This is a genomic window from Streptomyces sp. NBC_01190 (assembly GCF_045039895.1).
In the GTDB taxonomy this organism is placed as follows: domain Bacteria; phylum Actinomycetota; class Actinomycetes; order Streptomycetales; family Streptomycetaceae; genus Actinacidiphila.
On the sequence record NZ_CP108580.1, the window covers coordinates 5,865,374 to 5,889,428 of the forward strand.

Annotated in this window: 16 protein-coding genes, 1 tRNA gene and 2 pseudogenes; 10 read left to right on the plus strand and 9 right to left on the minus strand. The window is 68.6% G+C overall.

Going from position 1 to position 24,055, the window contains the following annotated elements; genetic code table 11:
* Window positions 1-15: 15 nt before the first annotated feature.
* Together OG519_RS24745 and OG519_RS24750 are read left to right on the plus strand one after the other, a co-directional pair.
* A pseudogene (locus tag OG519_RS24745) lies at window positions 16-222 on the plus strand (phosphotyrosine protein phosphatase); the annotation flags it as partial.
* A 495-nt stretch (window positions 223-717) separates the two neighbouring features.
* Entirely contained in the window at window positions 718-921 is a 204-nt protein-coding gene (locus OG519_RS24750; protein WP_405587955.1) for a hypothetical protein, read from the plus strand.
* A gap of 65 nt (window positions 922-986) precedes the next feature.
* Here OG519_RS24750 and OG519_RS24755 read toward each other — a convergent pair.
* Window positions 987-2,079: pseudogene (locus tag OG519_RS24755) on the minus strand (integrase core domain-containing protein).
* A gap of 391 nt (window positions 2,080-2,470) precedes the next feature.
* Here OG519_RS24755 and OG519_RS24760 point away from each other — a divergent pair.
* Window positions 2,471-3,124 carry a hypothetical protein gene (locus tag OG519_RS24760; protein WP_405587957.1) on the plus strand — a complete coding sequence of 218 codons (654 nt, stop codon included), beginning with the start codon at window positions 2,471-2,473 and terminating at the stop codon, window positions 3,122-3,124.
* Window positions 3,125-3,194: 70 nt separating this feature from the next.
* Here OG519_RS24760 and OG519_RS24765 read toward each other — a convergent pair whose 3' ends face one another.
* Window positions 3,195-5,081: a GIY-YIG nuclease family protein gene (locus OG519_RS24765; RefSeq protein WP_405587960.1), complete on the minus strand. Its 1,887-nt coding sequence runs from the start codon at window positions 5,079-5,081 to the stop codon at window positions 3,195-3,197.
* Between the two features lie 380 nt (window positions 5,082-5,461).
* Here OG519_RS24765 and OG519_RS24770 point away from each other — a divergent pair, with 380 nt between their 5' ends.
* Window positions 5,462-6,433 (plus strand): DUF6551 family protein, encoded by a 972-nt coding sequence (locus OG519_RS24770; protein ID WP_405587963.1) that lies wholly within the window; start codon window positions 5,462-5,464, stop codon window positions 6,431-6,433.
* A 286-nt stretch (window positions 6,434-6,719) separates the two neighbouring features.
* Here OG519_RS24770 and OG519_RS24775 read toward each other — a convergent pair whose 3' ends face one another.
* The 7 genes from OG519_RS24775 to OG519_RS24805 all read right to left on the minus strand — a co-directional run bounded on the left by OG519_RS24775 (window position 6,720) and on the right by OG519_RS24805 (window position 15,761).
* Complete coding sequence (locus tag OG519_RS24775) at window positions 6,720-7,910, minus strand: hypothetical protein (protein WP_405587965.1); 1,191 nt, start codon at window positions 7,908-7,910, stop codon at window positions 6,720-6,722.
* Between the two features lie 23 nt (window positions 7,911-7,933).
* A complete protein-coding gene (locus OG519_RS24780; RefSeq protein ID WP_405587968.1) occupies window positions 7,934-8,482 on the minus strand; it encodes a hypothetical protein in 549 nt (182 codons plus the stop codon).
* 287 nt (window positions 8,483-8,769) lie between these two features.
* The gene (locus OG519_RS24785) at window positions 8,770-11,961 is read right to left on the minus strand and encodes a hypothetical protein (protein WP_405587971.1); all 3,192 of its coding nucleotides are present in this window, start codon (window positions 11,959-11,961) and stop codon (window positions 8,770-8,772) included.
* 746 nt (window positions 11,962-12,707) lie between these two features.
* Window positions 12,708-13,361: a hypothetical protein gene (locus OG519_RS24790; RefSeq protein ID WP_405587973.1), complete on the minus strand. Its 654-nt coding sequence runs from the start codon at window positions 13,359-13,361 to the stop codon at window positions 12,708-12,710.
* A gap of 224 nt (window positions 13,362-13,585) precedes the next feature.
* Window positions 13,586-14,620, minus strand: a complete 1,035-nt coding sequence (locus tag OG519_RS24795; RefSeq protein ID WP_405587976.1) for a hypothetical protein — start codon at window positions 14,618-14,620, stop codon at window positions 13,586-13,588.
* A gap of 53 nt (window positions 14,621-14,673) precedes the next feature.
* A complete protein-coding gene (locus tag OG519_RS24800) occupies window positions 14,674-15,129 on the minus strand; it encodes a terpene synthase family protein (RefSeq protein WP_405587979.1) in 456 nt (151 codons plus the stop codon).
* Between the two features lie 560 nt (window positions 15,130-15,689).
* Window positions 15,690-15,761 (minus strand) — tRNA-Arg (locus tag OG519_RS24805).
* A gap of 252 nt (window positions 15,762-16,013) precedes the next feature.
* Between OG519_RS24805 and OG519_RS24810 the strand changes: the two genes are divergently transcribed.
* The 6 genes from OG519_RS24810 to thrB all read left to right on the plus strand — a co-directional run bounded on the left by OG519_RS24810 (window position 16,014) and on the right by thrB (window position 23,878).
* The gene (locus OG519_RS24810) at window positions 16,014-16,490 is read left to right on the plus strand and encodes a response regulator (protein WP_405587982.1); all 477 of its coding nucleotides are present in this window, start codon (window positions 16,014-16,016) and stop codon (window positions 16,488-16,490) included.
* A gap of 348 nt (window positions 16,491-16,838) precedes the next feature.
* Window positions 16,839-18,071, plus strand: coding sequence for an ArgS-related anticodon-binding protein NrtL (gene nrtL, locus OG519_RS24815; RefSeq protein WP_405587984.1), 1,233 nt, complete (start codon window positions 16,839-16,841; stop codon window positions 18,069-18,071).
* 237 nt (window positions 18,072-18,308) lie between these two features.
* A complete protein-coding gene (gene lysA / locus OG519_RS24820) occupies window positions 18,309-19,700 on the plus strand; it encodes a diaminopimelate decarboxylase (RefSeq protein WP_405587986.1) in 1,392 nt (463 codons plus the stop codon).
* Between the two features lie 435 nt (window positions 19,701-20,135).
* Window positions 20,136-21,428, plus strand: coding sequence for a homoserine dehydrogenase (locus OG519_RS24825; protein ID WP_405587989.1), 1,293 nt, complete (start codon window positions 20,136-20,138; stop codon window positions 21,426-21,428).
* Window positions 21,429-21,435: 7 nt separating this feature from the next.
* Entirely contained in the window at window positions 21,436-22,527 is a 1,092-nt protein-coding gene (gene thrC, locus OG519_RS24830) for a threonine synthase (RefSeq protein ID WP_405587991.1), read from the plus strand.
* A gap of 427 nt (window positions 22,528-22,954) precedes the next feature.
* Window positions 22,955-23,878, plus strand: coding sequence for a homoserine kinase (gene thrB / locus OG519_RS24835; RefSeq protein ID WP_405587994.1), 924 nt, complete (start codon window positions 22,955-22,957; stop codon window positions 23,876-23,878).
* The last annotated feature ends 177 nt before the right edge of the window (window positions 23,879-24,055 follow it).

Consider the following 24,055-nt stretch of genomic DNA (forward strand, 5'->3'; position numbering starts at 1 on the left):
GCCGGGACGTCGAGGCTGACCACCGAGGCCGTGACGGCCCCGGACTACGTGATCACCATAGGCTGCGGCGACGCCTATCCGGTCTTCCCCGGCAAGCAGTAGCTGGACTGGCAGCTCGACGATCCCACGGGCCAGGGCGTCGCGGCGGTGCGTCCCATCCGCGACGAGATCGAGCAGCGCGTCACGGCACTGATCGCCGAGATCGACGGCCGCGACAATTGATCGGAGCACCCCTCAGCAAGCGCTCGGGCTGCTCTCTGCAGGCAACCCCGCGATTCTGCCCATGGGTTCGCTCTCGCCGAGCCCTTCGTCCGCTCCGCTGTTCCCGTCGGCTGGTCACCGCGTACACTGGCTGGTGAGTCCGGCGTCCGGCGCAACGCTGGCACGGACTTGCCTACCTGAAGGAGTTCGGCGCAACGCTGAACAAGTCAGGACTGGTGTGGCGGGCACTGAGATCCCCCGGTAGGACTTCAGAACCCGTCAACGAATCCGCCACCGCCAAGGTTGTGAGGCGGCCTCTACAGGCCAACTCTGAGCGGATTTTCACATCAGGTTTACCGCCCATCCAGATGCGTTATCGCTGAACAAGCTTCGCTCATCCACCTTCTGAGACCTTGACTGCCGGGCAGGGCCTCAGTTCTGACCACGTTGTCTCGTGGCCGAACTGAGCCTGCCCGCGCGCGCCGTTCGACCACTCGGAATGAATGGGATCGAACCATGGGCGCCGGAAGCTCATCGCTGGATAAGGTCTTGTGGATTGTCGTGGCCGTGCTCTTTTCCGCGCTGGTCGCCGTTGTAGCCGGGATCGTCGTGTGTGCGACCGGTGCGACCAAACCCGAAGCCGTCCTCAAAGGCGGAAGCACGTTCGCCGCGAGCATGCTCCTGTGCCTGGCAGTGTTGACCGCGTTGGGGGCGTTCTAGGACTCCCCGGCCGTCCGCGAAAGGCCGCACGCGGCTGCGCCTGCCGAAAACTTCGTCCGTGCAGGTCAGGCTGCATGTTGGTATTCGTGGAGAATGCCGCCGAGTCGGTCGCGTTTTCGTATGTCGAGGCGGGCGATCTGCTCCGGGTCGGTGATGGGCGGCGGCAACGGGTGAAGGGGGCGGGCGTTGGCGATGCCATGGTGCGGGCGATGCCCGTTGTAGAACTGCTCGAACGCCCGTAAGGCGTGTGGCAGGTGGCGGTGGTTCCATATGAGGGTGCGGTCGAGGAGTTCGCGGCGGCAGGTCTGCACCCACCGTTCCATGATCGAGTTCATGCGTGGGATGCGCACGCCGCTGATGACCACCTCGATGCCCGCGTCGGCGAGGATGGTGTCGAAGAGGGCGGGGAACTTCCCGTCGCGATCGCGGATCAGGAACCGTGCCCGGCAGTCCGCGTCTTCGAGGTCCATGACGAGGTTCCTTGCCGCCTGGGTCATCCAGGCTGCCTTGGGCTGCGCGGTCGCGCCCAGGACCCGGATGCGCCGGCTCGAGTGCTCGGCCACCGCGAACACGTACAACCGCGCCCCGGACAGGGTGGTGGTCTCGGAGAAGTCGCATGCCAGCAGAGCGTCGGCTTGGGAGTGCAGGAAGTCGGCCCAGGTGCTCGATGCCCGTTCGGGCGCTGGTGGGATGCCGGCGTCCTTCAGGATTTCCCAGACGGTGGATGCGGCTACGTTCACTCCGAGTACAAGCAGTTCGCCGTGCACGCGCCGGTACCCCCAGCTGGGGTTCTCTCGGGCCAGGCGCAGTACGAGGGCCAGGATGGAGCGGACGGTGCGCGGCCAGCCTCCGCGGGGTCGGGATCGGGTGGCGTGCCGGCGGGCGACCAGGTCCCGGTGCCAGCGAAGGACCGTGTCCGGCCGCACCAGCAACCGCACGCGGCGCAGCGCCTCCTTCGGGAGGTGGTGCAGCAACGCCGCCAGGAAAACCCGGTCCCCCGGATCGAACTGGATTTGCTGCCTGCTCAGTTGCTGTTCCAGCACGGTGGTCTGATGGCGTAGCGCCAGGATCTCGACGTCCTTGTCCCGGTCGCTCATCGGCAGCAGGCGCAGCATCGCGAACACGCTCGACGCTCAGGTAGGCGAGTTTCAACAGCACGAGTGATCATCATGCCGAGGCGATCGTTATCCCCGCCAGAGCACTACAGCAGCCTCCCTATCCGACAACACGGAGATCCCGGCATACCGGTTCTGACCAGGGTGGATGAGGTTATCGGCAAGGGCAGGGTTCCTGCGGCTCGACGACAAGCCCGCCCCGTCGAACTTCGACTTCACGCAGCTCAGAAGCGGTCGAGGCGACCGTAACGGGTGCGACACCTGTGGTGCACGTTGTCATGTCATGACGTACCGACCTGCGCGTGGCGCAGATTCAGCCACACGTCTTTCCATGCGAGAATAACGAGACTAAATGCTTGTATCACGTGCGGCTGCCCGCTACGGTTCTACTCGCAAGGTGCGCTCTTACTCGCTTCTTCTAGCAAAGGGATGACGTGAAGCTCCACCTGATCATCGAGGACCCCGATCCCTCCTTCCAAACGGCCCTGCTGGCTCTGCTCGCCGAACACGCCAGCAGCCTGAAGACCGTCGGCCCGGCCACCGACTGGGCCGACCCGGAAACGGCCTCTCGCTACTACCTCTCCCTGCCGGCCACCGCTCAACGCATCCTGCGCGAGGCCGCCACCCGCGAGGACGGCTATGTTCCGGCCGATGTCCTTCGCGGCCCGGGCGGCGAAGGCAAGCTCACCGGTAGCAGCGGTGCGTTCAAGGCGGCGCTGAAGCGCGGTGTCCGCCGCGACTGGTGGATCGCCGACCAAGTCCCCCCGGTCCTTGCCGAGGGGCCCGGCTTCGGGAAGGTCGCCGGTTACCGCATCCGCAGCGAAGCCCTTCCAGCGTTCCAGTCCGCCGTCACCACCCACCAGCAAGGTGAGCTCGCCAGCCAGAAAGACTGCCTCGCCGAGACGATCAGCGCCGAGGGTGGGGAGTGGGACGCCCAGCGTTCCGTCGCCGCGCTTCACGAGATCGGTCACGCCGTCGACGAGAAGCGCGCCCGGCAGATCCTGCGCGACCTCGCTGCGGACGGCATCCTCCACCGCATCGACACCGATCGAGCTGTCTACCGCCCCACCGACGATCAGGGGCAGTAAGCCGTCAGGCGGGAGCCGCGAGGGCGGTGCCGATCACGGCGCGGCCCTTCGCCGTGGCAACCGCTCGAATTCAGAAGAGCTGCAGCTGGCCGCGCCCGGCCTTGCCGACCACCGGCCGCCGCCCGGAGGTGGCGGTGTCTGAGCGAACGCTCCAGCGTTCGGGCCGCAGGATGGTCCCGCCCGGTACGGGTTTCACCGTGCCGGCCAGGTCGGTGATGTTGGTCTCGACGATCGCGGCGAGCGCGGCGGGTGTGACGAGGTCGGTATCGAAGGTCTCGGTCCAGCCGTTCGGCATGATGTCCCGGCTGAGGTACGGACCGTGGCCAGCTTCGCGTAGGTGCTGGAGGACGGCTTGCTCAACGGCGTGGGCCTCGACGCCGGTGACGAAGTGCCAGTCCTGGACGAGTACCCAGCCGGACCGGCGGTGATGCGCGACCCGCTCGTTGCGGCCGGCGGTGCCGCCGATTCCGACTTTGACGGCGTTGTGCCGGTGGTGCTGCATGACGTAGACGCGGGCCGGAGCGGTGAGGTCGAAGCCGTGGCTGGCGCAGAACCGACACCCCCCTCCCGTGCGGACCTTCATGAGTGTCGGAGAGACCTCGCTGCCGCAGGTCGTACAGCGGCACCGCCACGGAGTCACCGAGGTGGCATACGGCTCCAGCGGCTCCAGGCCGGCCGCCCGCATATCGGCGGCCGCGGCCTCGGGGTCCGCCTTCTTGGCCTCGGCTGCCTTCACGTCGGCGCAGTGCCGGCATCCGCCCTGACCTGCCAGAATACCGCCGAGCGATGGGGAAGTCTCGCGTCCGCAGGCGGTGCAGCGGCAGCGCCATGCCTGCTGGCGGCGGCCGGAGTACGGCTCCAGCGGCCCCAGACCGACGGCCCGCATGACGGCCTCGGCCTCGTCCGTCGGCCAGCGACGGCGCCCGCCCGGTGCGGGCGGGCAGTACGGGCACGCCCGCAGCCCAATGCGCAGGTTCCTCATCCGGATCTCGACATCCCGGCCGCACGCACTATGGCGGCAGCGCCAGACCCCGGCCGGGCCCGGGTAGGGCTCCAGTGGCGTCAGATCGTAGGTCTGGAGTTCGGCCGCGGCGGGGCCGCCGTCGGCGCGGGGCAAATCCCTGCGGCGGGCCCATGCCTGGCTGATACCCACCCCAGCCTTCTTGCGGGAGCAAGGCCAGCAGCCGCCCTGGCCCTGCTTGATTGAGCTGTGGGTCGGCGTCACGGTGGCGCCGCAGGCCGTGCAGCGACACGGCCACGGGATGTCGGTGCCGCAATAGGGCTTCAGCGGCTCCAGGCCGGCCGAGCGCATCAGGGCCGCCGCTTCCTCGGGCTCGACTGGGGCGTTCGGAGCGCACCAGCGGCAGATGCCGACGCCGCGCTTGACATTGGAGTAGCGGGCCTTCACTTCTCGCCCGCAGGCCTGGTGGCGGCACCGCCAGTGGCTCATCGCCCCGGGGTACGGGTCCAGCGGCTCCAGGCCGGCAGCGCGCATCAGGGCCGCCGCTTCCTCGGGCGGGATGGGTGCCTTCCCTGCGCAGTACCGGCAGCCGCCCTGCCGGCCCGAGGAGATGTTGCCCAGCCGCGGCGTCACCTCCCGCCCGCACACATCGTGCCGGCAGCGCCACGGGGTGCCCGAACCGGGGTAGGGCTCCAGCGGCTCGAATCCCGCCGCTTGCATGATCACGGCCGGATCGCGCGGATCCTTCCGCGGACGTCCAGCAGCCACCTGATCTCCCATCAGCACATCTACGCCCAGCGAGAGGATCCCATCAGCCACTGACATCGCAGTCGCCTGGTTGATGCCAGCTGCTGCCGCCGAGAAATGGATGACGAGAGCCCATCGCAGGCCGTTCAGCCGGTCGATGTTGACCTGCCTGTCGGCCGGCTCCCGCTCGGACCACCTGCTGGCGGATGGCCATGTCGCGGCGTGAGTCGATGCCTCGCGCACGGTCACGGCCAGAAGGTCGGGCGGCAGGGCCTCGACCTGGGTGACGGCGGTGCCGGCGCATGAGTGTCGGCCGGTCGGCTTCGGCGGGGCGATCGGTGGGTTGTAGGTGGCGATCTGCTCGGGGTGACCGCGACCTGTCGGAGTTGTCCGCCGATGTGTTCCTGGCCGGAGGCGGCCACGACCAGACCTCCCGCCCGACTCGCGACGCTAACCATGCGATTTCGAAGGGTCGTTGGGTTGGTCCTCCCGTGGTGCCGTCGCGCCTTCGGTACAGCCCGTCGCAGCATCATGGAGGCGCGAGGAATCTAGAAGCGTCAGACAATTTGACGCGCGAGAAATTCCCCTGGTTGACTGCGTGTCACCTGACCACTACCAAAGGGGGATACGTGGCACGGACCGCTACCGTCCCGGCACAGGCCGGAGCGACGAAGACCATCCGAAAGTTTCACGACGAGATCCGCGTCGGGGACCTGCACGTCGATCAGACCCTCGACTCTGCCCGCCTGTTCGGCACTAACACCGCAGAGGACGCCGGTCCGGCCACCCAGCGGAAGAAGGATGCCGCGTGGACGGCGCGGCTCACGAAGATGTGGGATCCCTTCGCGCTACTCCCGGCGATCGTCTCCCTCCGGGAGGACGGCCGGTACTACCTTCTCGACGGCCAGCACTCCACGGAGGTGGCAGTCGAGAAGGAGGGTCCAGACTTCCTCCGGGACTGCATGGTCTACGAGGGGCTCTCCCCGGAGCAGGAGGCGAAGTTGTTCCTCGCAGCGAACCGCGACCGCAAGGCCGTGAAGCCGTTCGACATCTTCCGCGTCTCGATCACCGCCGGTGACCCGCGCAACACCCGGATCCTCGCCGAGGTCGAGAACTGCGGTCTAGGCATCTCGGGCAGCACCTCGGCGAACAAGATCGGCGCGGTGCAGGCGCTCACCGCCCTCGCGGTGATGGACGAGAAGCACGCAGCCCGTGACGAGAGCGGGAGCCTGATCTACCCCCTCGTCCTCGCCGAGGGGCGCTCCCCGCTGATCCCGCAGGTGCTGCGGGTCGTCCAGGACGCGTGGGGCCGCAACCCCGCGACGTGGGAGGGGATCATGTTGCGCGCCCTCGCGATGGTCCTCGACCGCAACCCCGGCGCTCGGCTCGACCGCCTCAGCAGGAAGCTTGCCGGTCACGGCAAGCGCAACCCGATCACGGTCGCCCAGTGGAAGGAGTCGTCCATCTCGAACACCGTTGGCGGCGGCGGCTCCTCCTCCCGCTCTGCCCCCCTCGCAAAGCTCATCGTCAACGAGTACAACGACGGGTTGCCCGAGAATACGGAGTTCCTGATCCACCCCGGCCGGCCCGACAAGGCCTGAGCCACCATCACCGGGCCCCCGTGCTGGCAGCGTGGGGGCCCCTTCGCCTGCGCCTTTCAACGGTTCCCGTCCGTCGACATTGATGCGGCGGGCCTGGGCGAGCTGCGCGGACAGGCGCCGACAGGCCGATGGTGTGTGCGGGATCACCCCTCGGAGACGAGCCGGTAGTACACCTGTTCTTCACGGTTTCGATGGCTCATGAGAAATCCGGGGTGGTGATGGCCTGCCCTGATGCCTGTGTGAGTCGTGGCCGCGGGCTATCCGGTGAGAGCGACCGAGACGTGGATCAGAGCCCGCGCTTCTCCATGTCGTCCCACCTCCGCCTGATAGGCGTGAGTGTGTTCGCCCCCCACGGAGACGTAACGTCTACTGGTTCTCCGCAGCTTGCTTCGTCGTTGGGGCCGCGCTCGATCATGGAGAGTAGTTCCGCTTGCCGGCCTTCCCGCGTCGCGGCATAGACCGTGAGGCCTTCCATTCGGTCGAGACGGTCCCGCGCCGGGAAGAAGATGGTCTTCAACTCCTTCTCCTTCTCTGTGGGAAGCGCGAGCCAGCTCTCGGCAATGATCACGATCCCGTCGGCTCGTGTGGATTCAACCAGGTCAGCGAGGCCTTCGAACGAAAGCATCTTGGTATCCTGGTTGTCGAACCGCAGTTCTTGGGTCGCGACCACGCTCTCTCCGTCATAGAGGAAAGCGATCATGCTGTGATGGCCGTCCTTCTCCGTCAGGGTGCGAGCTATCGCCATAAACCCGGGAACGTTCTCGATGGGGCCGGACGTGGGAAACTTGAGTTCTCCGTATCGCTCTCCGGCGGCTTCCAGGGTCGTAGGGTCCGGATCGAAAGGCTCGTACTCTTCCTCGACAACGCCGCCTGACATGGTGAAGTGCGCCTGGAGTTCCGACTGGGCCAGGTGCATGCAGGGGAGCCGCGCCAGCGTGCTGTGAAGTGCTGAAGTGACGCACTCTATGGACCGGTCCGCGAGGTCACAGTTCTCGACGCCGAACGCCTCGTGAGCTCTCCACAAAATCTGGCTGAGCCAAGAATAAGCCTCAGCGGTGGCGGCCAGGAGTTCCCATGAAGGGAGCGCTTTGTCGATCCATTTCCGCCGAACCGTCATCAGGCCGACGGGTGGGGTGTTGGAGTGACCCAGCGCGTGAATGATCTCAGCCGTGGACATCCTGGGCGGAAATGTAGTGGTTCCCTCGACACGCTCAAGCCAGTTCCGGGTCCAGATCACCTGGCAGCTACTCAGGAGCTCCAGGTCCGATTCCTTCGTGATCCGGTTGCGGGATTTGACAACCCACCCCATGATCTCGCTTTTTTTGCAAGCCTCCTGGAACTCCGGATACCAGGTGGCGAAATCAGGGATCACGGCTTTCTGCTTCTGAAGCAGCCAGGTGACGTTCCTGAGGTTGGGAACCAGGGCGTTCAGGTTGAGTCTGAATCCATCCGGATCAAGATAGGAGTCATGCAGCATATGCCATTGAGCGTGGCAATCCATCAGTCGTCTGTGAGCGTCAGCAACTGGGCAGGGCTGAACAGCATCCGAAGCCATGGGGCCGATTGTAGGCTCAGCTTTCCGGTGTAACAGAACGCTTTTCGCAGCGGGCGTTTCAGATGGTCAGCGCGATCCGGTGGTCTCGGGACGAGTGGGGGCCGGTGTCCGACGAGGGCGACAACTGCTCCCTGGCCGGCGAGTTGGTCCCGTGGGGCGGCGTTATCGTGGATCAGGGCGGCGATGACCGGGGCGGAGGGGTCGAGTCGACCTTGCAGCTGGGTCCGCTCGCGTTTGATCGCCCTCAACTCGGATCGCCGTTCCCTGACTTCGTCATCGTGCCGGGCTTCACCGCGGGTTCGGGCGCCGGCGGCGGCTGTGCGGCAGTCCCATTCGTCCAGGATGGCGTGGCCCCGGTTCATGGTGGCCCGGCTGACGTCGGCTTCCCGGTAGAGGTTCTCCTTGGTCAGCCGCCCGTCGGTGCGGGGAGGGACGGCCTGCGACGAGTCGTTCCATCGCGGCTCGCGGCGGGGCTGCCGGGTCAGGACCGGCACAGTGGCGGGATCCAGTCTGGTGCGGGGTCATCCGGCGCGGTGAGGACTTGGGCGAGGTTGTCGGCGGTGGTGTAGGGGACGCGGGGGTCGGTGACGAACGCGGCGGGCTCGGCTGAGCGGGGACGACCAAGGGCAGGACCCTCCGGTTTGATACGGACCACGTTCGGGCGGCCTCCGCTGCGCCAGACCGCCGGCGGGTTTCCTCAACGCCGGTACCAGCATTCAACCGGTTTTTCCCGTACGCCAAACTCCTCTACGACCGCCACTCCCTCGTCAACCGGTGTCATTCAGGTTCCAGGAGCCACACGGTTGTTGATGCGGCGGATGGTGTCAGCTGCAGCGCTGCCCTGATCGGGATGGCCGCGGTAGGCGGCTAGGAGGGGTAGAGAGGAGAGATCGCCGATTCGGGCGAGCAGCCGTATCGCGGTGGTGGCGCACTCGCGGGGCATGGGGTGAGGGAAGATCGAAGTGAGGCGGTCAGGGGCGGTCAGACTGTTGTGGAGGACAGCACGGGCTTCGGTGGGGAAGGCGTCGATGATCCGTGCGAGCGCGCTGGTGGAGAAGTCCCTGTCGAACCAATCTGCGTAGTGGAACTGGTGCAGGGGATCGGCTGCGGCGTCCACGAAGGGACCGGTGAGCTGTTCCCACAGCGGAGCGCAGAGTGCTTGCTGCTCGGGCATGCCGATGCCTGGACGGTGGAGCCAGAACAGTATTTGGCCGTAGCAGCGCCATGCGTCCGCGTCGTTGCCCTCGACGCCGTCCAAGAGCGGGGGAGGCGAGGCCAGGTGCACGGCGCAGCCCTCGATGCCGAGCAGGTGGCAACTCACGGAGTTCTGTCGGAAGCCGCCGCGTGTGTCCAGGTGGCTGGCCCAGTAGCGAAAGGCTGGAAGCGCGGAGGGCTCCTCGGCGCGTATGAGGTCCTTGAGGAAGACATCGGTGAAGAAACTGGCTTCGCCGTCGCGTACTGCGAGCACCATCAGAGCGTGGCGCGCTGGCTGATCCAGTGCGTCGATCGCCTCGGTGAACGGTGGGGCGATGACGTCCTCGAACTGGCTTTCCAGGATTCTCTTTGCGCGTGAGGGCCCATCGGTCTGGTTCGGGTCGGTGAGAAGCGCGGAGATGTCCTCTGTGATGTCGTTGACGTCGTAGGGGGAGCCGACCTGGTCGTATATGTGCAGGGCATCGACGAGCATGGTGGAGACCCATATGTTGTCGGTGCGCAGGCCGTTGAGGAGGTCAGTGAGCTGGGACACGGTGTCTTCGTCGGCAGTGGCACGGATGCTGGTTGCCAGGTCGAGCGCGGCGAACTGGAGATGGCCGGCCCCGGTCGCCCAGGACCGGGCGAACAGGTCCGGCGCGAGGGCTGCCGTTTCGGCAGAGTCCGTGTTGCGGAGCAGCGTGCACAGCAGCTGTGGCAACCCGACATCGTCCGCGTTGAGCGAAGCAACCCATCGCCCCATTTCTGCCGCGTCCGCCGCGTGATGGAGACCGCGTCCTGATTGCATCCGGGCAAAGCGGGCCGCGCTAGCGATCGTCTCTGCGGGAAGTTGCATCCTGCCTGTACGGACTATCGTCCCGTCCAGGGTCGCGGCGATCAGTGACGGCACCATGGTGGGGGAGCGCACGGGAGCATCCCCGTTGCCGCGCCAGAATGCACTGTCGGTCTGCCGCAGAAGACGGGCCATCGGCTCCAGCAGACGCCCGTCGCGTGCCGTAGCCCCGGCGGCAGCGAATACTGCTTGCTCGTAGGCACTCCACGAGTGGCGCGGTTCGACCTCGTAGGTTAGGTCGTCGCTGCACACAACTCCGCTGGCGGCCATCACCTCGATCGCAGTTTCCAAGCTGCAGCGGGCCTCGGACAGTGTTATCTGATCGGCTACCGGTCCCAGTCGTCCGCGTAGCGCCTCGGTGAGCACATCGCCGTCGGACAGCTCCCGCAGCAGACTGCGTATTTCTCCCGGGTCGCTGTGCTGCTCCACCGCCCAGATTGCCAGGCCGAGACGGTGTGGCTGTATCAGCTCTCGCGCCAGTTCCGGCGCGTTTCCGCAGCGCCACACGAGCGCTTGGGCCGTCAGCGAGTGGCTGTACCACTCATGCCGGAATTCCAGCCGCTGGTTTTGTACGCGCACCAGACGGCATCTCAACGCCTCGTCCACCGCGCCTCTAACGCCCCCACTACTGGCCAACGACGTGGCCGCGCTGCGCTGGGCCTCCGCAAGCGGGAGCCATCCGGTCAGCCGGTCGTCCATCAGCAGCGCCCAGTGGTGCAGTACCTGCCGCACGGCTGTCGGCCACGAAGTCTGCTGCAATTGCTCGCTGACATCTGCCTCCAACAGTGCGCCTCTACCCGAGCGCGGGGGCAGTTTCCGGGTCAGGCCGGCCGCCAGGGAGAGCTCGAAGGCAGTGTCGTATGCCGCACAGCGGTCCTCTACGAGCCCGTCTGCCTCCAGATCCGCTCCGTGGGAGCTCAGCAGCGCCGCTCGCTGGCTGGGATCGGGATCAGCTGTCCTGAGCCGGGTGCCGTCCAATACTGCGGGCACGCGCACGAACTCCTGACTGCTGGCCACCACCGTTGCCCCGGTGCGGCGGCACCAGGAACTGATCTGCTGTACCAGCCGATCCTGCAGCGGGGCGGGACATTCGTTGAGCGCATCCACCACCAGCGCAAGAGGGATCTGCCGCACCCTGGCCGCCTCGACGAGGTCCTGTGCGTTGGCTGGGCTGAAAGGGGTCACGCACTCGTCGAGGCTGCCCTCAAGTCGGCCTTCGTAGATTGCCGCGCGCAGCAGGATCGGTACCCAGCCTGTCGTGATCAGTCCAAGGACCGTATGGGCGAGAGTATGGCTTTTGCCGGTACCCGAGCCGCCCGCCAGATGGATATGCTGCCCAGGCCTCAGGCGTGCCGCCAGCTCCGCCGACGACATCCGCTCCGCCCCCTGCTCGTCCAGCAAGGGTAGAGGGATCAACTCGTGAAGGTCCTTACTGAGGTAGGCGCCCAGTTGCGCCAGGTACTCTTCCGCCACCCCAGCGCCGGCTGCACCGCCGATCTCGGGTTCGGCATCTGGGGCGGGCAACGGTCTGCAGAACGTCCGCATAGTGTCCTCGCCGAAGAACCGCCGGACCAGATCCGGGAGATCGAACAGCCTGTCCGAGAGTTGCTGCCGGCCCCAAAGGTCGATCACCATGTCCTGGTGCTGCTCGCGTAGCCGCATCAGTTCCAGGTCGACACGGGTGTCACGGACGTCCGCCGTGGTCACGACGACCAATCGATGCGCTCCGAACGGTCGGCTCCCGCCGACATAGCCAGCCACAGCCTTGCGAAGATCAGCTGCGGTGAACTTCTCGTATCTCTTCGCCTGATACACCGAAGCCGGCCCCGAGGTTGAGAACGCCACCACGTCTACCCCGTCCTGGGCCTGACCGCCACGGCCAAAAGGCCTGGCCTCCACGGCGTGGTCGGCACGGACTGCCAGCGCCACCACGAGATGTTCCAGCGCCTCCCAGGACAGTTCATGTGTACGAAGCAGCAGGGGTGCAGTAACGGTCAACGGCGCCGGAAGGGGCGGCGTGGAGCTGGCACCTGTTACAACGGCCTGAAGGACGGAGTCTTCGCCGTCACCAGTGCTGCTGGCCACCGAGCCCCCGCTTCAATCGCACACCTGGAATCCACCAGGGATTGTCCTCCATCACCCGTGCGACAGTCAGTTGCTTCTGGAGACCGATTCCTCCCAGCTCAGGCGAGCTGACCCCGCGACCCCCAATCACGTCGAACGACGCATGCTCGACACGTCGGTTGACAGGCCGACCGTCTCGTCTCACGCCATCCCCCACGCTCGGGATCGACCGCCGCGGTAGCCGCAACCGCTCGCCCCATCGGCTCCCCCTGTTGTAGCCACCCAGGGCAGGGGCGAACCTCGCAGTATGTCGAGGAGCCTTTCGGCCGAACGCCGTCGCATAGCAACGCGGAGAAGCAGGCGCAGATGGACCGGCCAGGCGCCAGCCGATCTCGGCTGCCCCGAAACCGAACAAGACAGCGAGGACAGGCGTCAATTCGTCCGTAGCCCACTGAGGTCCCACCGTCGCGCCGGGCGAGGCGGCAGACGTCAACCGACGATGAGATCGTCGGCGGGTCCGCGAAGAGTCGAGATCACGTCGTGCGCGGGCGAAAACCCCCGAAGAAGGACGAGGTTGGGCAACGATCCTCGACGCGATAGTCAGGAGCGTTTCAGTACCCCGCAGCGCGCATCTCCTCGATGAACTCCATCTGATAGTCCTCGTAGACGCTCAGGTGTGAGGTGTAGCCGCCGCACAGCAAGTGGGCCAGTTTATGCAGTTCGTTTACCTGCTCGTAGAAATTCACGTTCTGTTGCATGGGACGGGCCGGCGCACTCTTCGGGCCGTGACCGACCACCGCATAACGGAAGGTCTCTCCGGTCGCATCCTCGCTGTCCAGCCAGTTCAGCTGCTTCCATGACTCCGGGTCGATCCGCTGCTCAGACGTGGGTAGATCCAGCAGCGCAAGGTAGCGATTGAGGCAGTCCGCCAACTTCCTGATGTTGTGCGTACGCAGTCGCTCATCCAGTTTTGTCGGGCTTATTTCTTCGGCACCGCAGTAGCCATCCCGAAGCGCGCAGCGCGCCGCCGTCCGAATTAGCCACTTCAGCGACAGCTCAATGCTGTGCCGATAGTTGTAGAGGATCGGGATGGGCAGATAGTCGTTCGGCCCGCGGGCGATCCAGTGCCGTGCAGCGATCTCGGCAACCTTCAGGTAGCCATGCGCAATGGCCAGATCATCTTCGCGGGCCCCGCCCCAGACGGCGATCTCATGATTCGACCAACGGGGCCGGGGGAGGCTCAATCGGTCTTCTGCTTCATCCACTCGATCAGCATGGCAGCCGCTCCCTCCCTCCCACGACCGCTTTTGTCTCATCTCCTACTCCGGCTGGGTCGTGCGTTGCTCGCTGTGGGCTGATTGCTGTTCCTGTGCGAGGCCGCAGGCTCCGGCTGCGGCTGCAAGTACGCCCCAGGCTGTTCAGGACGGTGTAAGAGAGCACTGACGCAGCTCCGCTGGAGGCCGCCGCCGGACGGCGGCACCCGCGATCCTTAGGGGCCGTACGTCGATGCCCCGTGCTCGGCGATCCTCTCCAGGAGCACGGTGACGAAGTGCTCGTAGATCGGTGTGGTCGCTCCGTCGTCGAGATCCAGGTCAAGGACGCTAAGGATCAGGGGGAACTCCTGCCGCACCCGGGCCTCGCGTATGGCCGGGCCGTCCAGCCACGCCTGCTCGGAGTCTGCGTACGCGCGCAGCTGGAGCATCCGCTTCCATGCGGCTGGCAGTTGTGCGAAGTTCACCGATTTCCGCAGACCGCGGCCTGCCACAACGGCCAGTGGGGTTATCGCCCGCGCAGCGTGTGCCTGCGCGTACTGCGCGAATACCGCCGTATCCGCGTCCGCCTGGCGCGCGAGGGCGCCGGCCAAGAGCCCCACGCTGGCGTCGCTGATCCGGACCGCGGACCGGCGTGTCCATGGGACGAAGGGCCTGCCATTGAGGGTGTTGTCCGGTCCGACATGCCGGAGCAGGGATGCGGCGTTGGCGTGCACGAAGAATGTCGAGGTGGGCACGTAGAAGCGGCGGTACAGGCTCAGCGCGCCGGCACCGTCTAGCGTGGTGTCGACCAGTTCGGCCATTTGGCGGACGTTCAACGGCTGGCCCGTGGCCCCGAAACTGGCGAGCGACTCGTCGACGGCGCCCTTCGAGATGAAACCGTCATCGACGAAGTAGCCGACGACGTCGCCCATCGCCTTGATGTTCGCTGCCTTCAACCGTGAGACCACGTCCGGCTTGTGCAGGCAGTACAGCCCGAGAAGGCACCCTTCCACGGCGGCGCGGGCCAGCAGCACGGACGCTTCCCGGTGTCGGCCGCTCGCCGCTCGCCGGGTCTCCCGCTGGAGCCACAGCAGCCGAAGCATCGCCAGCTGGGCAACGTCGGCAGCCGTCGTCTCGTCGTCGTCGGGCCAGTTCTCGCAGGTGACAAGAGAGCGGGCCGCGGCGCGTACACGGCGGCGGCGGAACGGCTCGGGGTAGGGGAGAATGCCGCGCACCATGTTCATCACGAGGGCGCGTGCGAGGGAATCCACGCGCCCACTCTGCCGGGCCCCGGCTCTGGTAGCACCCCAATTACTCAATGTGCTCAGCCGGATTGGGCTTCAACCGCTATCGCAGGCGCGTGGCCTCGATGAGAGCGTGCCGGGTGGTGCGGGGTGCGCATGGAGGGGCTGGCGAGCAGGTGGCCAGCAGGAGGGGGTGGGTGCAGGCCGAGGGTGGCGAGGTCGTAGAGCCAGGGCATGCCCACGGAGTACTCGCGCCGCTGGAGGTAGGTGGCGAGGTCGGGCACGATGCCGGCTGCTCGGAGCACTGCTTCCTCCTGGTAGGTCAACAGCCACCGTTTCAAGTTCGCGGTGAACGCTGCGGTCCACGGCTGGGTCAGCCGTCGCCGGGTCTGGTCCCACGGTTCGGCGAAGGCTCGCAGGACCGGGCTCGACGACTCGGGACGGTGGCAGTCGAGTACGCGGTAGAGCTCGGCGACGACGGCGGCGCCTATCCGAATTGGGTACGCCCGCTGCTCGATGACGGACCAGGGGATCATCAGCCCAGTCCTGAACGCCGCCTGACCCGGCAGGCTGGCCGACCGGCTGGGCCACGACCTGGCCTGGGCCGGAACCCGGCCTTTTCAATCCGCACGGACAGTACCCAGAGTGACGAGTGGCTATCCTCATCGCTGGCATACGCGACTCGTTTGGATGCGGATCTACCCGTCCCAAAGGCCTCTACGTGCCAGGGGAGGATGCAGCGAGCGCCTGTCGGGACCCTACAAAAATCGGGCCGGCACAGAGCCCGTTGTCCAGGAGCAACGACCCTCGTGACCGTGTGCGTTTGCGACATCCCGCGCAGGTCACGGGACGGCTCGCGAGGAACGCGTCCGGCGGGCGAATGTGGTCAGCAGAATGCCCTGGGTGAGATAGAAGACAGGCCGTCGCTCGATGGCTGGCTGCTGACCTGCGGGATTGGCTACATCAAGTTCGCTCGTTGCCCGTTTGTAGGGTTCTCGCGCTGAAAAGAGCAAAGGTCAGAAGACCGTGTGCGTTTTGGCAGGTACAAGAAAGGCTCTGACCGGCATTGCTGCTGGTCAGAGCCTTGTTTCCGGAGTGCCCCCGGCAGGATTCGAACCTGCGCACACGGCTCCGGAGGCCGTTGCTCTATCCCCTGAGCTACGGGGGCTGGTGTTGTCCCTGGTGGGGCGACGGGAAGAACACTACCAGCTAGCGGGGGGTGGGCGTGTACGGGGTTTTGGGGGGTGGCGGGGGTGGGCGGGGTGGTTCTGGGGGGAGGGGGTGAGCTGGTGAGGCGGGTGGGGCGGGGTGGGGTCGAGGGGTTGGGGGGAGGGTGTGGGGGACAGGGGGTTCACTTGGGGCGGGGAAGAAATGGGCAAAACGCGGACGCATTGAGAGAGGCGCGCCTAGGCTTTCTGGTGTGGCGGGCGCGTCCGGCCGGGTGCTTGTTGTGGACGACAACAAGGTGATCCGGCAACTGATCAGGGTCAACCTCGAGCTGGAGGGCTTCGAGGTCGTGACCGCGGCTGATGGTGCCGAGTGCCTGGAGATCGTGCACAGCGTGGCGCCCGATGTGATCACCCTCGACGTGGTCATGCCGCGGCTGGACGGGGTGCGGACGGCGGCCCGGTTGCGGGCGGATCCGCGGACCCGGGGGATCGGGATCGTCATGGTCAGCGCGGGGTCGCTGCCCGAAGGTGTCGGCGGGCCCGGCGGTGTGGACGCCTATGTGGGCAAGCCCTTCGAGCCGGGCCATCTCGTCGAGACGGTACGGCGGTTGATACGACGGGGGACCGTACCTCCGCAGGGTGGGCCGCCGGCGGTCGGCCCCACGCAGGCGCCCCCACCGCCGGAGCAGCCCCGGGGGCAAACCGCTTTCACCCAGGGTGGCGCCTGACCGTCCCCTCCAGTCAGGTTCGGCAGGTTCGGTCAAGGGCGGGGCGCCAGAGCTTGCGGCCGGTGCGGTCCAGGTTCTCGGTCGGTTCTCAGCGGGGGTGCGGCCCGGGCCTCCCCCGGCCCGAGGCCCACGGCGTGGCTGGGCTGCGCGTGCCCGAAAGGGGCGTCCGGGCCTCCCCCCGGCGCGGGGTCCAGGGCGTGGGTGGGTTGCGCCTCCGGCAAGTGGGCCCGGGCCTCCGCCCGGCCCGGGGTCACGGCGTGGGCGGGGGCGCCCACCGGTGAAGGGGGCCCGGGGCAGGGGAAAAACCCGCTCGCCTACGATCCCCCGTGCTCGCCTAGGCTTCTGGTCGTGACTCCCGCCGAGCTGTCCCGCGCCGTCGTCAGTGCGGTGCGTCGTGCTGTCGCCGCGGACGAGCTGCGGGTCGAGGTGCCGGAGACGGTGGTCGTACGCCGCCCACCCCGGCCCGGGTGCGGGGATTTCGCCACCGGGGTGGCCCTCCAGCTCGCGGGTCCGGCCGGCCGCTCGCCGTACGCGGTGGCGGAGATCCTGGCCCGGCGGCTGGAGAAGGAGCCGGGCATCGCCCAGGTGGAGATCGCCGGCGCCGGGTTTCTGAACATCACGCTCAGCGCGCGGGCATACGGCGATGTCGTACGGGAGGTGCGGGAGCAGCGGGCGGCGTACGGCTACGGTGACGGGCTCGCGGCGGACGAACCTGTGACCGTCGCGCCGGCCGAACCGGGGGCGCCGCGCGGCGAGCTCGTGGCGGAGGTCGTCAACCGGCTGCTCAGGGCGGCCGGGGTACGACCCGCCGCTCCGGGTACGCCCGCCGAGACGCTCATCGTCCAGGAGCCGGCCGGCCCGTACCCTGGGGCGGGGGACGCCGGCCCGACCGTCGGCGCCCACAGCCCCGGCACCGACGACCTCGGCGCCGGCCCCCCCGGCTCCAGCTCCCCGGGCCACACCAACCCCGGCGCCAATACCCCCGGCGCCCACACTCTCGGCCCCGACGCCACCCGCTGGGCCCTGCTTCGGCCGCCCCTGGAAGACCTCCCGCGCCTCACCGCCGAGCTGCTGGAACAGCGGGAGAGCAATCCGCTCTTCCGGGTCCGTTACGCCCACGCCCGCGCGCTGGCCGTGGTGCGGAACGGACGCGAACTCGGCGTCGAGATCGAAGCGGCGGCGGAGACGGCGCCGGAGACGGACGAGGCCGGGGGGCCTGACCGGACGGCCCGGACGGCCCAGACGAAGCAGGCAGCAGGAACCACGAGCGGGGGAACCGGAAGCGCGGGAGCCGTCCCGCACCACCACCCCGCCGAGACCGAGCTGCTCGGGCTGATCGCCGACTTTCCCCGGGTGATCGAGTCGGCGGCCCGCCGGCGCGGCCCCGACCGGGTGGCGCGGCACATGGAACGGGTGGCCGACGCGTTCTTCCGGTTCCACGACGAGTGTCCGCCGCTGCCGAAAGGGGACGAGCAACCCTCGTCCGTGCACGCCGCCCGCACCCGTCTCGCCGACGCGACGGGGGTCGTACTCGCCGGAGGCCTGCGCCTGCTCGGCATCACCGCGCCCGACCTGATGTGACGCTCACCCGCCCGCCTTGCCCGCCCACCTCGCCGCCCACTCCACCCAAGCAGCAGCCACCCGCCTCCACCCAAGCAGCAGCCACCCGCCAAGGCCCGACCCCGCGCCTGACCCCGGCGCCCACAACAGCACAGCCCACAACAGCACAGCCCAGCCCGGCCCAGAACAGAACAGCCCGCCCCAGAACCACCCGCCCCCACCACCCCACCCCGCATCAAAAAGAAAGCGCCCCGACCCGTGAGCCGCTCCGCACACCCCGCAGGCCCCCGCCACGCCGACGTCCTGTCCGAAGGGCACTACGCCGCCCCGCCCGCCGACCTCAACCACCTCGACCCCCGCGTCTGGTCGCGCACCGTCACCCGAAATGATGACGGCGCCGCCGAGGTGGCCGGTCTCGACGTCCGTACGCTCGCCGCCGAGTACGGCACCCCCGCCTACTTCCTCGACGAGGCCGACTTCCGGGCCCGCTGCCGCGCCTGGCGCGCCGCCTTCGGGGACAACGCCGACGTCTTCTACGCGGGCAAGGCGTTCCTCTCCCGCGCCGTCGTGAAGTGGCTCCACGAGGAGGGGCTCAACCTCGACGTCTGCTCCGGCACCGAGCTGGCCGTCGCGCTCGGCGCGGGCATGCCCGCCGACCGCATCGCGCTGCACGGCAACAACAAGAGCGCCGCCGAGATCGAGCGGGCCGTCGAGACGGGCGTCGGCCGGATCGTGCTCGACTCCTTCCAGGAGATCGTCCGGGTCGCGGCGGAGGCGACCCGGCAGGGCAAGCGGCAGCGGGTGCAGATCCGGGTGACGGTCGGGGTCGAGGCGCACACCCATGAGTTCATCGCGACCGCGCACGAGGACCAGAAGTTCGGCATCGCGCTCGCCGACGGCCAGGCCGCGGAGGCGGTCCGCCGGGTGCTGAACCTCGACAGCCTGGAACTCGTCGGCATCCACAGCCACATCGGCTCGCAGATCTTCGACATGGCCGGCTTCGAGGTGGCGGCGCGCCGGGTGGTGTCGCTGCTCGCCGCCGTACGCGACGAGCACGGGGTGGAGCTGCCGGAGATCGACCTCGGCGGCGGCCTCGGCATCGCGTACACACCGGACGACGACCCGCGCGAGCCGCAGGAGATCGCCAAGGCGCTCGGCGAGATCGTCGCCCGGGAGTGCGAAGCGGCGCACCTCACCCCGCCGCGGCTGTCCGTCGAGCCGGGACGGGCGATCGTCGGACCGACCGCGTTCACCCTCTACGAGGTCGGCACCGTCAAGCCGCTGGAGTCCCTGCGGACGTACGTCAGCGTGGACGGCGGCATGTCCGACAACATCCGCACCGCGCTCTACGACGCGGAGTACAGCGTCGCGCTGGTCTCGCGCCGCAGCGACGCGCCGCCGATGCTCAGCCGGGTGGTCGGCAAGCACTGCGAGAGCGGCGACATCGTGGTGAAGGACGCCTTCCTGCCGGCCGATGTGGCGCCCGGCGACCTGCTCGCCGTGCCCGCCACCGGGGCGTACTGCCGGGCGATGGCGAGCAACTACAACCACGCGCTGCGCCCGCCGGTGGTCGCCGTCGCCGACGGGCGGGCCCGGGTGATCGTCCGCCGGGAGACGGAGGACGATCTGCTGCGGCTGGACGTCGGCTGACCGTAAACGCCGGGAGATCACCGGACCCGCGGGAGAATCCACGGCCGGACCACCGGTCTCGCGATCCGGACAGCGGGTGGCATCTCCCTTCCGGTGCGTGAGACTGGTCCGGCACCGGCCCCCGCCGCGCGCGAGCGCGAGGAATCGCGTGAGGAACCTGCGGACGGGACCGGAGCAGCACGGCCGCGGGAGCTTCGAGCACGCGGGGGAGAACGGGCACCAGTCAGCCCGGCGACACAACTCGCCCGTCAGTACGAACGAGACCGGACGTACCGGACGCACCCGAGGATGCACCAGAATCGGGTACGGCGCCGCCGTCGTCGTGCTCCCGCACCCGAAGCCGCACTCGAAACCGCGCCGGAAGACCTGGCGCAAAGAGCCTGCCCGGCACCAAGCCCGCTTGGCACGAAGAACCTGTACGAGAGACGAGGTCGGATGATGCGTACGCGTCCGCTGAAGGTGGCGCTGCTTGGCTGCGGTGTGGTCGGCTCCGAGGTCACGCGCATCATGACGACGCAGGCAGCCGACCTCGCCGCCCGGATCGGCGCGCCCATCGAGCTCGCCGGGATCGCGGTCCGCCGCCCCAACCGGGTCCGCGACGGCGTTCCCCCCGAGCTGCTCACCACCGACGCCACCGCCCTGGTCAAGCGGGGCGACCTCGATGTGGTGGTCGAGGTGATCGGCGGCATCGAACCGGTCCGTACGCTGATCACCACCGCCTTCGAGCACGGCGCGTCGGTCGTCTCCGCCAACAAGGCGCTGCTCGCCGCCGACGGCGCCGGTCTGCACGCCAAGGCCGCCGAGCACGGCGTCGACCTCTATTACGAGGCCGCGGTCGCCGGGGCGATCCCGCTGATCAGGCCGCTGCGCGAGTCACTCGCGGGCGACAAGGTGAACCGGGTGCTCGGCATCGTCAACGGCACCACCAACTTCATCCTGGACAAGATGGACTCCAGCGGCGCCGGCTACAGCGAGGCGCTGGACGAGGCCACCGCCCTCGGTTACGCCGAGGCCGACCCGACCGCCGACGTGGAGGGCTTCGACGCCGCCGCGAAGGCCGCGATCCTGGCCGGGATCGCCTTCCACACCCGGGTGACCATCGACGACGTGCACCGCGAGGGCCTGACCGAGGTCACCGCGGCGGACATCGCCTCGGCCCGGAAGATGGGCTGTACGGTCAAGCTCCTCGCCATCTGCGAGCGCGCCCTCGACGGCCGCTCGGTGACGGCCCGGGTGCACCCCGCGATGATCCCGCTCACCCACCCGCTCGCCTCCGTGCGCGAGGCGTACAACGCCGTCTTCGTCGAGGCGGAGGCGGCTGGGCGGCTGATGTTCTACGGTCCCGGCGCCGGCGGTGCACCCACCGCCTCCGCCGTTCTCGGCGACCTGGTGGCCGCCTGCCGCAACAAGCTGGCGGGCACCACCGGAGCCGGCGAGTCCGCGTATACGCGACTTCCGGTCAGCCCCATGGGGGATGTGGTCACCCGTTACCACATCAGCCTCGATGTGGCGGACAAACCGGGCGTCCTGGCACAGGTCGCCACGGTGTTCGCCGAGCACGATGTGTCGATCGACACGGTGCGGCAGCAGGGCAAGGACGGCGAGGCATCGCTCGTCGTCGTCACCCACCGCGCGCCGGACGCCGCGCTCTCCGCGACGGTGTCCAGCCTGCGGGAACTCGACACCGTACGCGGCGTCGCCAGCATCATGCGTGTGGAAGGGGAGTAGACCCGCTATGAACCGAACGATCGATCAGCCCCGGATGTCCGGCACCCACCAGTGGCGCGGGATCATCGAGGAGTACCGCGACCGGCTGCCGGTCACCGCCGGCACCCCGGTGGTCTCCCTGCTGGAGGGCGGCACCCCGCTGGTACCGGCCCAGCTGCTCTCCGAGCGGACCGGCTGTGACGTCTATCTGAAGGTCGAGGGGGCCAACCCCACCGGCTCCTTCAAGGACCGCGGCATGACCATGGCCATCTCCAAGGCCAAGGAGGAGGGCGCCCAGGCCGTCATCTGCGCCTCGACCGGCAACACCTCGGCCTCGGCGGCGGCCTACGCGGTACGCGCCGGGATGGTCTGCGCGGTGCTGGTGCCGCAGGGCAAGATCGCGCTCGGCAAGATGGGGCAGGCGCTCGTCCACGGCAGCCGCATCCTCCAGGTCGACGGCAACTTCGACGACTGCCTGGAGCTGGCCAGGGCGCTGAGCGAGAAGTATCCGGTGGCGCTGGTCAACTCGGTGAACCCGGTCCGGATCGAGGGGCAGAAGACCGCCGCCTTCGAGATCGTGGACGCGCTCGGGGACGCGCCGGACGTGCATGTCCTGCCGGTGGGCAACGCGGGGAACATCACCGCGTACTGGCGCGGGTATCGGGAGTACGCGGCCGACGGGATGGCGACCCGTACGCCGCGGATGTGGGGCTTCCAGGCATCCGGGTCGGCGCCGATCGTCAACGGCGCGCCGGTGCGGGAGCCGCAGACCATCGCGACGGCGATCCGGATCGGGAATCCGGCGTCCTGGCAGTACGCGGTCGCCGCGCGGGACGAGTCCGGTGGGCTCATCGAAGCGGTGACGGACCGCCAGATCCTTTCCGCCTACCGGCTGCTGGCCGCGAAGGAGGGGGTCTTCGTCGAGCCTGCCTCCGCGGCGTCGGTGGCGGGGCTGCTGAAGGCGGCGGCGGAGGGGCGGGTGGATCCGGGGCAGCGGATCGTCTGCACGGTGACCGGGAACGGGCTCAAGGATCCGGACTGGGCGGTGGCGGGGGCGCCGCGGCCGATCACGGTGGGGGTGGACGCGGACGCGGCGGCCGAGCAGCTCGGTTTGGGCTGAGGCGGCCTTCCCCGCCCACCCGCCCCTGCCTCGATCGCCGGATGGTTCCTCCCTCCCACCCACACCGGGAACCATCCGGCGCGGCCGGTCTGCGGCTCCGGCCGGCCACCGGGGGTCTACCCCCGGCCACCGGGGGTCCACCCGGCCTCGGCCCGGCGCCCCGGCCGGGTGGACCCCGGCAGGGAAGTCGCTGGCGGGGCGGGGGTCGGGGCGGGGCGCACGGGGTGGGGGCGACACGCATCGCGCGCGGTGCGTGCGCCCTATGTCGCAGAAGAACCTTCCTTCGATAGGCTTGGCCTCAGCGGCACCGCAGTGTGCCCCGAATCCCGGCGGATGCCCCCGCATCGCCACCCCCGCCCCGCCACTCGGCAATGAAGCCGTGCCCGAAGGGCGAACCGCACTTCCGCACAAGGAGATTCGTCGAACGATGGCCGGTCCCGCGTTCCGCGCAGCGGCAGTACGAGTGCGCGTCCCCGCGACCAGCGCCAACCTGGGCCCCGGGTTCGATGCCTTCGGCCTGGCCTTGGGGCTGTACGACGACGTGGTGGTCCGCGTCGCCGACTCCGGCCTGCACGTGGACATCGCGGGTGAGGGCGCGGACACCCTGCCGCGCGACGAGAAACACCTGGTCGTACGCTCGCTGCGGACCGCGTTCGACCTGCTGGGCGGTCAGCCGCGCGGCCTGGAGGTGGTGTGCGCCAACCGCGTGCCGCACGGCCGCGGGCTCGGCTCCTCCTCCGCCGCGATCTGCGCCGGCATCATCGCCGCCCGGGCGGTGACGATAGGCGGGCCCGCCGTGCTCGACGACACCGCGCTGCTGGAGCTGGCCACCGAGATCGAGGGCCATCCCGACAACGTCGCCGCGTGTCTGCTCGGCGGATTCACCCTGGCCTGGACCGATGGCGGCGCCGCGCGGGCGGTCCGGATGGACCCCGTGGCGTCGCTGGTTCCGGTGGTCTTCGTGCCCGCCACGCCGCTGCTCACCGAGACCGCCCGCGGACTGCTGCCGCGTACCGTCCCCCATGTGGACGCCGCGGCCAACGCCGGGCGGGCCGCGCTGCTGGTGGAAGCCCTCACCAGGCGCCCGGAGTTGCTGCTGCCCGCCACCGAGGACCGGCTCCACCAGGACTACCGCGCGCCCGCCATGCCGGAGACGCTCGCGCTGGTCAACGGGCTGCGCGCGGAAGGCGTCCCCGCCGTCGTGTCGGGCGCCGGGCCGACCGTACTCGCCCTGACCGACGAGGGCGCCGCCGACAAGGTCTCCCGGTTCGCGGGGGAGGGCTGGGCGGCCCATCGCCTGGCGCTCGACACCGTAGGGGCCAGTGTGCTGCCGCTCGCAGGGGGGCAGTGAACACGATTGCCGGCCATAGAGAGGGGGAATATCTGTTGGATCCGGTAGTGTTAATCTCAAGCCAGCATTCGCCGCCCAGTGGGCGCGATGCGCTGTGTCCCCGCCATGGGACGACACTTCTTCCGGGAGCCTCCCACACCGCACAGGCAGCCTGACCGGGGAATTCGGACACCCCGC